At 69.4% G+C, this 12,875-nt stretch carries 8 protein-coding genes; 3 read left to right on the top strand and 5 right to left on the bottom strand.

From position 1 onward, the window contains the following. Window positions 1-14 precede the first annotated feature (14 nt). Both V6B97_RS03430 and V6B97_RS03425 read left to right on the top strand, forming a co-directional pair. Window positions 15-1,391, top strand: coding sequence for a protoporphyrinogen/coproporphyrinogen oxidase (locus V6B97_RS03430; protein WP_333505091.1), 1,377 nt, complete (start codon window positions 15-17; stop codon window positions 1,389-1,391). A 37-nt stretch (window positions 1,392-1,428) separates the two neighbouring features. Beyond that, the gene (locus tag V6B97_RS03425) at window positions 1,429-2,499 is read left to right on the top strand and encodes a M24 family metallopeptidase (protein WP_333505090.1); all 1,071 of its coding nucleotides are present in this window, start codon (window positions 1,429-1,431) and stop codon (window positions 2,497-2,499) included. A 128-nt stretch (window positions 2,500-2,627) separates the two neighbouring features. Here the strand turns inward: V6B97_RS03425 and V6B97_RS03420 are convergent, their stop codons facing one another. After that, window positions 2,628-6,011, bottom strand: coding sequence for a beta strand repeat-containing protein (locus V6B97_RS03420; protein ID WP_333505089.1), 3,384 nt, complete (start codon window positions 6,009-6,011; stop codon window positions 2,628-2,630). A 15-nt stretch (window positions 6,012-6,026) separates the two neighbouring features. Further along, a complete protein-coding gene (locus V6B97_RS03415; RefSeq protein ID WP_333505088.1) occupies window positions 6,027-7,988 on the bottom strand; it encodes a hypothetical protein in 1,962 nt (653 codons plus the stop codon). A gap of 638 nt (window positions 7,989-8,626) precedes the next feature. On the opposite strand from V6B97_RS03415, the gene V6B97_RS03410 reads away from it, so the two are divergent. After that, complete coding sequence (locus tag V6B97_RS03410; protein ID WP_333505087.1) at window positions 8,627-9,019, top strand: DUF4911 domain-containing protein; 393 nt, start codon at window positions 8,627-8,629, stop codon at window positions 9,017-9,019. A gap of 146 nt (window positions 9,020-9,165) precedes the next feature. On the opposite strand, the gene V6B97_RS03405 is transcribed toward V6B97_RS03410, so the two are convergent. From V6B97_RS03405 to V6B97_RS03395, 3 genes are all read right to left on the bottom strand, one after another. Further along, complete coding sequence (locus V6B97_RS03405; protein ID WP_442935458.1) at window positions 9,166-10,608, bottom strand: deoxyribodipyrimidine photo-lyase; 1,443 nt, start codon at window positions 10,606-10,608, stop codon at window positions 9,166-9,168. A 97-nt stretch (window positions 10,609-10,705) separates the two neighbouring features. After that, window positions 10,706-11,515, bottom strand: coding sequence for a response regulator (locus V6B97_RS03400; RefSeq protein ID WP_333505086.1), 810 nt, complete (start codon window positions 11,513-11,515; stop codon window positions 10,706-10,708). Window positions 11,516-11,856: 341 nt separating this feature from the next. Continuing rightward, window positions 11,857-12,843 (bottom strand): DNA polymerase III subunit delta', encoded by a 987-nt coding sequence (locus V6B97_RS03395; RefSeq protein WP_333505085.1) that lies wholly within the window; start codon window positions 12,841-12,843, stop codon window positions 11,857-11,859. Between the last annotated feature and the right edge of the window lie 32 nt (window positions 12,844-12,875).

Genomic DNA, 12,875 nt, shown 5'->3' with positions numbered 1-12,875 from the left:
ACGCAGGACAGCGCATGCACGTCAAATACCTGATCATCGGCGCGGGCCCCACGGGCCTCGGCGCGGCCTGGCGGCTGGCGGAACTGGGCGAACACTCCGTGCTGGTGCTGGAGCGCAACCCCTACCCCGGCGGACTGGCCGCCAGCTTCCGCGACGAGGCCGGGTTCACCTGGGACATCGGCGGGCACGTGGTGTTCTCGCACTACACCTACTTCGACGACCTGGTGGACGCGCTGCTGGGCGGCGAATACCTGGAGCACATGCGCATCGCGCGGGTGCGCATCGCCGACCGCTGGGTGCCCTATCCCTTCCAGAACAACATCCGCCACCTGCCGGCGGAGATGCAGTGGGAATGCGTGCAGGCCCTGCTGCCCGGCCACCGGCGCGAAGAACTGCCCGCCAACTTCGCGGAATGGTTCGAATACGTCTTCGGCGCGGGCATCGCCAAATATTTCATGCGGCCCTACAACTTCAAGGTGTGGGCCACCCCGGCCGAGATGATGAGCTACCAGTGGATCGGCGAGCGGGTCAGCGTCATCGACCTTGAAATGGTGCTGCGCAACCTGGTGCTGCAACTGGACAACGTCAGCTGGGGCCCCAACAACCTGTTCCGCTTTCCGCTGCGGGGCGGCACCGGCGAAATCTTCACCCGGCTGGCCGCGCGCCTGGGCGACAAGGTGCGCCTGAACACCGCCGTGGCCGCCGTGGACCCGGCCGCCCGCGCCGTGCGCACCCTGCGCAACGGCGACGGCGAAACCATCACCTACGACAGGCTGCTGACCACCGGCCCGCTGGACATCCTGATCCGCGACCAGATCGGCGCGGGGCCGGCCGCAACCTTGGTGGACGACGGCCTGCGCGCCGCCGCCGGGCAACTGGCCCGCAACGGGGTGTACGTGGCCGGAGTGGGCGTGGACGGCACGCGAGAGGACGACACCTGCTGGATGTACTTTCCGGAATCCAACGCGCCCTTCTACCGCCTGACCAACTTCCACAACTACTCGCCCAACAACGCGGCCCGGCCCGGCCGCCAGCGGGCGCTGATGGCCGAGACCTCGTGGTCGGACCACAAGCCGGAACAACTGGACACCCTGATGGACAAGACCGTGCAGGGGCTAGTAAACACCTCCATGCTCCACCCCGACGAGCGGGAGCGCATCGCGTCGCGGTGGTCCATCGCCGTGGACTACGGCTACCCGGTGCCCACCCTGGGGCGCGACGACGCCCTGCGCGCCATCCAGCCGTGGCTGGAAGCGCACGGCATCTATTCGCGCGGGCGCTTCGGCGGATGGAAGTACGAGGCCGCCAACATGGACCATTCGGTCATGCAGGGCGTGGAATGGGCCGGGCGCATGGTGCTCGGCGAAGAGGAAACCACCTACAAGCTGTAATGCGGCCGCCCGCCGGGCGGTCCGATCCGAGACCACCATGAATGCACAACGCTACGAGGCGCGGCGCGAAACCCTGCGCGCCGCCATGCGCGCGCGGGGCCTGTCCGCCCTGCTGGTCAGCCATGCGGCCAACCGCTTCTACCTTTCCGGCTTCGAACTGCACGACGTGCAGTTGAACGAGAGCGCCGGGTACCTCATCGTCACCGCCGACGGCAACGACTGGCTGTGCACCGACCCCCGCTACCTCGACGCGGCCCGCCGCCTGTGGCCCGAGGAGCGCGTGTTCATCTATTCCGGCGACGCGCCGGGCCAGATCAACGGCCTGCTCAGGGACAAGGTGCGCGGCGCCGTGGGCTTCGAGGCGCGCGCCGTGACCCTGGACTTCTTCGACAAGGTCTCGCCCGGCCTGACCATGGAACGGGCCGACGGCATGGTCGAGGAAATGCGGGTGATCAAGGAGCCCGAGGAAATCGAGTTGATGCGCCGCTCGGCCGCGCTGAACCACCGGCTCATGGAATGGGTGCCCGCCATCCTCGCGCCCGGCCGCACCGAAGCGGAGGTGGCCTGGGACATCGAGAAGTTCTTCCGCGAGAACGGGGCCAGCGAACTGGCCTTTTCGAGCATCGTGGGCGTGGGCGCCAACGGCGCGCTGCCCCACTACGCCCCCGGCGACGTGCGGCTGACCGAAAACTGCCCGGTGCTGGTGGACGTGGGCGCGCGGCTGGACCTGTACTGCTCGGACCAGACCCGCACCTTCTGGGTGGGCGACAAGCCCGCCGACCACTTCACCCGCGCCCTGGAGCAGACCAGGGCCGCGCAGGCCAAGGCCATGGAGATCATGCGCCCCGGCCTGCCCGTGGCCGACGCCTACCGCGCCGCGCGCGCCCACTTCGAGGCGGAAGGGGTGGCCGCCCACTTCACCCACGCGCTGGGGCACGGCATCGGCCTGGAAACCCACGAGCCGCCCAGCCTGAACCCGCGCAACGAAATGGTGCTCAAGCCCGGCATGATCGTGACCGTGGAACCCGGCCTGTACTACCCCGAGTGGGGCGGCATCCGCTGGGAATACATGGTGCTGGTCACCGAGGACGGGGTGGACATCCTGTAGCCCCGCCGCCACTGCGCGAAAATTCGGAACGGCCGGCTTCCCTTGCGGAAGCCGGCCGTTCCTTGTTGCATGATCAGCTCCCCGATCCTCCCTCCGGGGGGGGGGTGGGGACGGGCGGGGGGTACCCCCTATGCGGAGGTGGCGCTGACCACCTGGTGCACCAGCAACTGCACGTCCGATTCATAGCCGCCGGAAACCCCGGCGTCGAAAGTGCCCACGGTCATGCCCGCCGGGCCGTGCCAGTCCCCGGACCGGGAACCGGCGGCGGAGAAGAGCATGGCGTCGTCGGCCGACAGGCCGGGCAGGGGAATGTCCCCGGCGTCGCCAAAGTCCAGCAGGTCCGCGGCCGACAGGAGTTCGCCGGAGCCGCCGTGCGGGTCGTCATGCCCGGCGGGGGCCACGGACTGGCCCGGCAGGCCGGCCAGGCGGTCGAAGTCCAGCGTCCCGCCGTCGGCGGCGAAGACCTCGTGCTGCCCGTCGGCCGGGGCGTCGTCGTGCGCTTCCGGCGCCATGAGGGCCCTGGAGGCTCCATGGTGCGAAGCGCCCTGGTCATTGTCGGCATCATATCCGGCATGGCCGGAGGACTCGGCGTCGACGCCGAACAGCGCCGCGAACGCGGCCGCGCCATGCTCCACCACGCCGTCCGCCACCTCGTAGCTGATGGCCGCGCCGTCGAACACGCTGTTGCCGAACAGGGCGTGCAGCGCGTCGATGTCTTCCTGGCTCGCGCCGTGCATCACCACGCGCACCGCCTCGATGCTCATGGAGCCGAACGTGCCCAGCAGCCAGTCGGAGTAGAACTCCTCGAAGGCCGCGTAGCTGTCCGCGTGCAGCACCAGCGTGTCGTGCCCCGCGCCGCCGTGCAGCGTCAGGCTGCCCGACCCCACCGCACCGTTGAGGATGATGGTGTCGTCGCCCGCGCCGCCGTCGATGACGTTGTTCCCGCCGCCCTGCGAGGAAAAGGACCCGGTGACGGAGATGGTGTCGTCGCCGCCGCCGCCGTCGATGCGGTTGCTGCCGCCGTTCACGACATGCATGCCGCCGGTGATGGTCACCACGTCGTCATGCGCGCTGCCGGTGATGGTGTTGGAGGCGCCGCGGCCGTTGGCGAACATGGCGTAGGCGTCCTTGCCTTCGCCGGCGGCCACGTCGATGCGCACCGTGACGCCCTGCTCCGCGCCGGCCCCGGAGATCACGTTGGCGGACCTGGCGGTCCCCCCCGCGGTGCTTTCGTTGACGGCGTACATGCCGTAGGCGGAACCGTCGCTGCTGTGGACGGAGACGTCCGCCGCCGAGGCTATCTCCACGGTGTTGGTCGACTGCGCGGCGGTGGAGGAGGCGTAGTAGACGTAGGAGAGCATGCCGTAGGCGTTGCCGGAATCCACCGTGGCGCCTTCGGCGGTATCGGCCACCGCGCCGATCTTCACCGAGTCCGCCGCCACGTGGTTGGTTCCGCCCATCTCCCCGCTGCCCAGGGCGAACATGGCCACGGCCGAGCCGCCCACGTCGCCCGCGGCGCCCGCTGCGGTGGAGGAACCCGTGGCCGAGGCGTGAATCTCCAGCGAACCCGAGGCCGACAGGTCGTTGGTCCCCGCCGCGTTGGCGTAGAGGGCCGTGGCCGACATCTGGTTCGAAAGGTTCACGTGCGCGCTCGGAGAGTTCAGGGACGCCGCGTTCTTGTTCGCCTGCGAGGCGGCCGCGGAAACCCTCATGTCGCCGTCGGCGGCGACCAGGGTGTTCACGCCCGACAGCGAGGCGTAGAGCCCGGCGGCCCCGGTGACCCCGCGCACGTCCACGGTGACGTCGCCGCGTCCGGCCATCATGGTGGTCGCCGAGTTGTTGAAGCTGGCGTACAGCCCTTCCGCGTTCGCGGTTTCGGACCTGACGTCCAGGCTGATGCCGCCGTCCGCGGAGTACAGCATGTTCTGCCCGCCGTTGTTGGCAGAGATGCCGTAAGCGGTGGTGCGGGCGGCCACGTCGAGGTCGATGGCCCCGCCGGCCGTCAGGGTGTTGGAGGCCCTGCCGCTGGCGCCCAGGCTGTTGTAGCCTTCGGCCACGAGCGCGGAGGCGTAGCCGTTGGCGGCATGCGTATCCACGATGATGTCGCCGCCGGCCGTCAGGATGTTCTCGCCCCGCGCGCTTCCCGCGGCCCCCGACTGCTCGCCGAAGGAGGTGACGCCGTTGGCCGAGGAAACGCCGGACGACCGGACCTCGATGTCGCCCGCCGCGTCAAGGGTGTTGTTCCCCAGGGTGTTGCCCACCCCCTGGGCGTAGACGCCCCAGCTGGTGTCCGCATCCGCAGCCCTGTTCTCGCCGCCGGTATTGATGACGATGTCGCCCTGCGCGCTGCGCAGTTCGTTGTCCGCGCCCCAGGCGGCCACGCCCATGGCGGTGGTGGCCGCCGTGGTGGTGACGGTGATGCCGTCGTCGGCGGAGACCTTGTTCTTGCCGGCCGAGTTGGCGTACAGGCCGTACGACCTCCCGCCCTCGCTGTCCACGGTGATGTTTACCGTGCCGCCGTCCGCGGCCACCTCCGTGTTCCCGGCGCTGGCGCGCACCCCGTAGGCCGTGCCGGACGCCGCGGAGGTGATCGTCACCCGGGCCTCGGTGTCCGAGTGCGCGTGGATGCTGCTCGTGCCGCCGGACAGGGCCGTGACCGAACCATTCACGTCCACGGTGGCGGTCCCGTGGCCGTCGCCGGCCACGATGGTGTTGTGGCCGCCGTCGGCATGGACGCTGCCGTTGATGGTGACGGCGTCGTTGCCGGAACCGGTGTCGATGCCGTTCCTGCCGCCGGACGTGGCGTGCAGGCCGTCCACGGTGACGGTGTCGTCGCCCGCGCCGGTGCGGACGGTGTTGGAGGCGTTGGCCCCCTCGGCCCGCATCTGGCCGGTGATGGTCACGCGGTCGTTGCCGGAACCGGTGTTGATGGTGAGCTGGTTATGCCCGGCCATGTTGCCGTCTATGTAGACGGTATCGTTGCCTTCTCCGGTATTGATGCCTTGCTGGCCGGCCACGTTGCCGTGGATGCTGACGGTATCGTCGCCCTTGCCGGTCTCGATGATGTTGTCGCCCGCCACGATGTTGCCGTGGATGGTCACCGTATCGTTGCCGGCGCCGGTGGCGATCTTGTTGTAGCCGCCTTGGGCGAACAGGTCGCCCGTCAGGGTGACGGCGTCGCCGCGAACGTCGCCGGCCTGGCTGCCGCCCTGGATGATGTTGGCACCGCCCCAGTTGGAGAACATGGCGAAAGCCTTGCCCGCGTCCCCGGCCTTGGCGGTGATGTCCACGGTGAAGGCGCTGTCGCTCTCGATGATGTTCTGGACCGAGGCTCCCCACCCGTCGCGGGTGTACATGCCGTAGGCGTAGCCGTTGGCGCTGCCGGAGGCGTCGGCGGTGATCTGCACGTCCTCGACGTTGGTGATGCGGTTGGTGGCCCCGCCCCAGGCGGCGGCCATGCCGTACGCGCCGTACTTGCCGCCGTCTGCGGCCTGGCCGCCGAACAGGTCCACCTCGCCCTTGGGGCCCTAGCCGGTGAACGTGGCGTCGATGCGCACGGCGTCGTTCCCGGCGCCGCCGTCGATGGTCAGCGTCCCCCCCGCCTGCGCGGCGATGCCGAACGCGCCGCGATTCTCGGCGGTGGCGGAAAAGGTGACCACGTCGTCATGGTCGCCGCCCGTGATGCGCATCCTGGCGTTGTCGTTGGTGCTGATGGCCCCGAAGGCGTAGTCCGGGACTTCCGCCGCGAAGGCCATGCGGTTGGCCTGGTCGGCCTGCCCGGTGATCTCGAGCTTGGCGCCCTGCCATCCGGCGTACAGCGCGGCGGCCGTGCCGGTGCCGTGGTTCTGGGCATCCGTGACCGTGACGCTGACGTCGATGTCGGAACTCGCCACGCTGATGGAGCCGTTGCGCGCGTTCAGGCCCGTGGCCGTGAAGCCGCCGCCCTGGGCCATGTCGTAGGTCCTCTGGGCGGAATGATCCTGCGTGACGTGGACCTGCAACGTGCCGGAGGGCGACGTGGACAGGGACAGCACGGCCCCGCCGGAGGCGGCGAACCCGCTGGCGCTGGTCGCTTCGGCATGCACCGTGGCCGAGATGTCGTCCCCTTCCAGGACCACCTTGCCGTTGGCGCCCGTGGCCGTGGCGGCGGTGGCGGCGTTGGTCTTGCCGTCCCCGCCCGTGGATTCGATGCGGAACTCCAGGTCGTCCTTGGCCGTGACGCGCACATCGGCGTTGGCGGCCGCGTAGATGCCGGACACGTTATTTTGCACGCCCGCCACGTCGAAGGAGATGGAACCGCCCTCGATGGTCGTGACCGTCTTTTCGGGGCCGTTGTTGCCCTGGGTGTTGGCGACCAGGCCGAACGCCCCGGTCGTGCCGGACTCGGCGGAGATGCTGATCGTGCTGTTGTCGCCGCCCTTGATGGAGGAGGCTACGTCCCCGCCGCCCGTGGCGGCGTACGTTCTCATGCCGTAGGCGGAGCCCGCGGCGTTTTCGTTGTGGATGTTGATGACGGCCCGTGCCCCGGCGGTGGTGTCGATGTGCGAATTCCACACGCTGGGCGAAGCCGCGCCGTTCAGCGCCTGCGAGATGTCCACCTGATTGTAGTGGACGCCGCCCAGGATGATGTCCGCCTGGCCGACCTCCGCCCCGTCGGAGGCGTACCATTCCGCCTGCAACGGACCGGGAAGGCCCGCGCCCGCTTCCGTGGGCACGTAGTCGTAGCCGGGCCCGCTGCCGTTGCCCACGAGGTGCATGGGGTAGTCGTTGCCGTCTATGCTCACGGTAAGGATGTCGTCGAACGTCTCGCCCGCCGCCAGGGCGGCCAGGCCGGCCGGCGTCAGGGTAATGACGATCTTGCCGGTGGCGGGATCGATGACGGGCTCGTTGAAATAGCCGGAGGCATTGCCAAGGCTGAGGGACAGCCTGGACGCATCCGTTATGAGGTTGCCGTCGGCGTCCACGGCGGTGAATTCGAACGAGTTGGCGCTGGTGTTGCTTACCACCAGACGGGCGTGGTAGCTGGCGCCGGGTTCCGGACCGGTGCCGCCCCCGCCTCCGCCGCCGCCGTCAGTACCGCCGGAGGCGTCGGCCGCACCGCTCGAAACCGCGTCAAGGCCGGGCAGCGCGGCCACGGCGAACGCGTCGGGCCCCAGCCCGTCCAGGCGGTCCACGCCGCCGATCAGGTTGCCCGCGTCGTCGGCATAGTCGCCCACGCCACTGCCCTGCTGCCCGGCCGCGCCTTCGCCGGCGGCGGGCACCAGGTCGGGAGCCAGCGCGGTCAGAAAGTCCTTGCCCGTGAGCAGGGTTCCGTCCTGCTTCTCGAAGCCGAGGCGCAGGCCCGTCTCGCCTTCGAAGAATCCGGTCAGCACCACGCTGCCGCCGTTCTCAAAGGAAAAGACCAGGTCGTCGCCCTGGCGCGCCAGCGTGGCGGCGTCCATGGAACCATCGAGTTGGAAGGTCATGTCGGCGGCGACTTCCAGCCGCATCTCGCCGCCTGCCCCCGGAGCGACGAGCGCCATCCGGGGGCCGACAGTATTGGGGGGCGTTGTTCCAGTCGTCATGTTCATGTTTGCAGTCATACTCCACTTCTTTATAGTATCACGTGCACATGGCACGTAGGTGGCCTAGCCAGCGCGATGCGCACCGGCGGCGAATTTCCCGTGACGCAACGGTCCGGGATGCTCTGTCGTGGTTGATTTCAGAATGCTATTCCATACGCAAATTCTCTTCAGCGAGTCGTATAGATAAACACACAAAATGCGCTTTTCAACATGTTTTGGACAAATTCATCGAAAAGTAGGGTTTTCAAAAAAGAAGGATTCGAACTTTTATCCATGAATTCACGCCACTCGAAAAAGGCACCAGTGCAACATGCATCGCACTCCCGCATCATTTCGCTGTTTGTGCACATTTTTTCGTGGTTCACCGTGCAAACCCATGGGGCGCTCTCCCCATTGCAAGCACTTACCAACGCAACGACACACTGGCGGCTCCCATCCCAACCATGCCCTGTCCGACAAGGTGTTCCGCCTTGACAGCATTTCCCTGAACGGCGCATCATCGCGCCCGCCCGCTTTACCCCCAAAAACCCTACCCACCACCCTACCTCTCCCCAGGAGACCCCGTGGCCCGCAAACGCCCCCGCAAGCCCGCCCCGCCGCTGCCGCCGCCGCGCGAATCCTCGCGGCTGTACGCGCGCGTCGCGCCCCGGCACATCGCCATGTTCCGCTTCCTGCTGGAGGCGCAGGACAACCTGGGCTACATGACCGTGCTCGACCGTGGTGTTGGGGGAATTGGGGGCGTTGGGGGCGGCGGGACCGTGGGCGCGGCAGGATGCGCGGACGACGAAATCGGCGCGGACACGAACGGCACCGCCCCCGGCACGGGTGCCGACGCGGTGCTGAAGATCGTGTTCTCGCCCCATCAGGAACGGGAGATGCGCGCCTTCCTGGAATCCATGCGCGCCGCCATCCCCTTCGATATCTTCGAATCGCCGTTGCGCGCGCAGGCCGGGTAGCGCCCCCGCCCGCAGCCACCCGGAACACCCGCGCGCACGACGAAACCGCCGGGGGGGGGGCGCCCCTTGGGCCCGCCCCCGGCCGTCTCATGCCTGTCTTTCCCACCTCACCGGGCTTCGGCCGCATGACCGCCCCGGCGTCCCGCTCAGGCCGACGTCCCCTGCTCCCCGGCATCGCCGCGCAGCGCCTGCATGCGCCGGACGTACGCGCCCACGTCGAACTTGGAGCGCGCCCCGTTGCAGGTCATGGAGCGGATGGTGCCCTGCACGGGCCGTTCGCCCCACGGCCTGTCGTGCACCCCTCCCATGGACCAGACAATGCCGGTGTAGCCGTTGCTGTCGCGGCCATCCAGAAAGTAGCGGTCGTTCAGGGCCACGGCCGTGCGCATGGCGTCTTCGGGCGTGGGCGACCACAACAGGATCTGCTTGGCCCAGTACATGCGCAGGTAGCCGTGCATGCGCCCGGTGAGCACCATTTCCGTCTGGGCCGCGTTCCACAGCGGGTCGGCCGTGCGTGCGGCGGCCAGTTGCCCCTCGTCGTACAGGGCCGGGCGCGGGTCGCGGCGGTGCTTGTCCAGGGTGGCCAGCGCCCAGCCGGGGAAGCAGGTGACGGCGTCGTAGTCCTGTGCATGCAGGCAGAAATTGTCGGCCAGTTCGCGCCGCATGATCAGTTCTTCCAGGAAGGAAGCGCGGCAGTCGTCCGGCGCCCCGGCATGGGCCTGTGCCGCCAGCGCGGCCCGCTGGGCGGACAGCATGCCGAAGTGCAGGTACGGCGAAAGGCCGGACACCGCGCCCGCGTTGGGGTCGTTGCGCAGGTGGTAGCGGTGCAGGCGGGTGCGGATGAAGTCGTCCAGCGTGGCGCGGGCCGCGTCCTCGCCGGGCACGATGTCCGGAATGCCGGGCAGCGAGCCCACCTCGCCCACGGAGCGGTCCACGGGCAGGCCGTCGCGCAGGGCCGCCCAGTCCACCTCGGGGACAGGCAGCGTCCATGGCGTTGCGGGCGCGGGCGGCAACGCGGGGATGGAAGTCAGGAATTCCGGCAGCAGGCGATGGATGTTGGGACGCAGGGTGCGGGCCGCGTATTCGCGCTTGGGCGAGGCCACCCGGCAGGGCACCACGTTGCGGCCGTCCACCTCGCGCAGGGGACAGAATCCCGCCAGCCCCCGCGCGGCGGATGCCAGCCACGCCCGTTTCACCCGCAGCACGTCGAAATCGGTGACCACCAGCGAGGCGGCCACAGAACGGGCATAGCGCACCACCTCTTGCGGCGGATTGCCGCGCAGCACGACAAGCGGGATCCCCGCCGCCGCCAGATGGCGCGAGGTCTCGGCCATACCGCGCAGCAGGAAGCCGAACTGGCGGATGGCGGCGCCCAGAAAGCTGTCCGCAAGGCACCACGCCACGGCCAGGGGCACGCCCAGCCGGGCGGCCTCCGCGTGGGCGTGCAGCAACGCCCAGTTGTCGCGGGCGCGGTGCTCGCGGTGCATCCAGTACAGCACCGGGCCACGGGCGGATTTGCCGACGCGGGCGGCGTCGGCGTCGCGGGCGGGGGCGCCGCCGTGCGTGTCCACCACGCGGCGCGGATCCATGCCCGGCGGACGTCCCGGCAGATATCCAGGCGGACATCCCGGCGAGATGTGCGCGTCCCGCGACGCCATGCCTCCTCCCTGTCGCGCCGCGCGCGCCTCAGCGCGTTTCCAACGACTCCATGCACGACTTGAGGTCGCAGATCATGTCCAGCACGTCCATGTTGTGGTTGACGCGCCAGTAGAACTCCTCGACCTCGAAGGGCTTGGTCAGGAAGTCGTTGGCCCCGTTCTTGAGGAACTGCGCGGTGAGCGGGCCGGACCCCACCGAGGACACCCCGATGATGGCCACGCGGTCCATCTTGTGGCGGCCGCGCAGTTCGCGCACCAGTTCGATGCCGTCCATGTTGGGCATCTGGTAGTCGGTGATGACCAGGCGGGTATGGGGATGCTCCTCGAACACGGCCAACGCCTCCACCCCGTCCCCGGCTTCCAGCACGCGGAAGCGCTGCACTTCCAGCAGCTTGCGGATCTGGGCGCGCTGGGTGCGCGAATCGTCCACCACCAGCACGGTAAGGAACTGGTTCTTGAACACCCGCTCCAGGCTGGCCACCATGGGGTCCATGTCCTGGATGGAGCCCTTGAAGAAGTAGTCCACCACGCGCCGCTCGATGAACCGGCGGCGGATTTCGTCGTTGAAGGTGGCGGTGAGCACGATGGACGGCACCTTCCAGGCCAGGCACAGGTCCACGGCCTGGCCGTCGGGGGCGTCCGGCAGGTTCAGGTCGATGACGGCGATGAAGATCCGCTGGCCGTGCTCGCGCAGCAGGGTCTCGGCATCCTGCATGGTGTGGGCGATAAGGGTGTCGAACTGGGTAAGCGCCTGAATCTGCTTGCGGATGATTTTTGACTGCACGTTGCTGTCTTCGATGATCAGCACCGTGCGCGGCACTTCTGCGGTCATGTTCATGCGGCCTCCCCGGCGCGGCATATGTCCGTGTGGATGCCCGGATGCTACACGCTCGGCAGGGGGCGCGCAATGCCGCACGGGCCGGTCCGCGCCGAAAGCCCTCAAAAAAGATGTTATGTTACGGACTGTTGTCCGCATTTCCCGTGGGGATTTTCCCTGCCGCGCGCGGCAGGGCGGGTCACGCCAGGCGAGCGGCGGCGTTCGTTGGGGGCTTGCGGGACGGACGGGATGGGGAAGGCGCGAAGGCGGGGAAGGCGCACGTGACGGCGGGGGAACCGCACGTTCCGGGAGGGAGACGCGCGCGCATGCCCCGGCGGAGGGGACCACGGGGCCGGAATCGCTCAGCGCACCCCCAGAAACAGCCGCGTGGCCAGCCAGTCCATGACCAGGGCCGGGTTCACCGGGCTGGGGCTCAGGGACAGGGCTTCCTGCGCGGCGGCCAGGGCTTCGTCGCAGCGGCGCAGCCGGGCCGGGTCCATGCGCTCGGCCAGCAGGCGGCCCAGGGGATCGGCGGCGCGTCCGGCCAGCACGTCGGCCAGGGCGCGCTGGCAGTGCAGCACCACGGCGGCGGCCAGGGGGGCGTCCAGATCGCCCTTTCTGGACGTCCGTTCCATCCAGCCGCCTCCGGTCTGGATGAACTCCACCAGCGCGTCCAGCCAGTCGCGCACCGCCGGGGACGGCGGGAGGGCATCGGTGGGCCAGGCCAGGGTAAGCACGAAGCTGCGCGACACCAGGGTGGGCAGCAGCCGTTCGCGCTGGGGGGCCAGCAGCACGAAGCAGGTGGTGGGGCGGGGTTCCTCCAGCGATTTCAGCAGGCCGTTGGCCGCCTCCACGCGGGTGTGGGCATCCACCAGCACCACCACGCGCCTGCGGCCCTCGCGCGGGGGCTCGCCCAAAAGGCCGCGCAGCGCGCGCACGTTCTCTATGGAGAAGGAACCTTCCTCGGCGCTGGGCTTGTTGCCGTCCAGCACCACGAGGTCGCGGTGGCCGCCCCCGGCCATGCGCGTGCACGACGGGCAGGCCAGGCAGGGGCGCGCCTCGTCCGGAGCATCGGGGGCATCGGGGGCATCGTCCGGGGCCTCGCAGTTCAGCAGCGCCGCCCAGTACAGGGCCAGGGCCATGCGCTCCGGCCCGGTGCCGCCCTCCGCCAGCACCACCTGCGGCGGCGAGGCGGCCAGCGCGTGCAGGTGGCCCACGGTGCGCCGGTGCCGGGGGTCCAGCAGCGGGGCCACGGCCTGGCGCGGGTCCGGCGGCGCGGGCGGGGCGTCCGTTGCGGCGGCGGCGGCGCGGCCGCGCTTGGGTACGGTGGTGGAGGTGTCGTTGGCCATGCTGATTCCGCTGCGGGGACGAAAGATGTTCC

The organism is Nitratidesulfovibrio sp. 1201_IL3209 (assembly GCF_036763125.1).
Classification (GTDB): Bacteria; Desulfobacterota; Desulfovibrionia; order Desulfovibrionales; family Desulfovibrionaceae; genus Cupidesulfovibrio.
The sequence above is the reverse complement of the archived record's forward strand: the minus strand, read 5'-3'. Positions and strand labels throughout refer to the sequence as shown.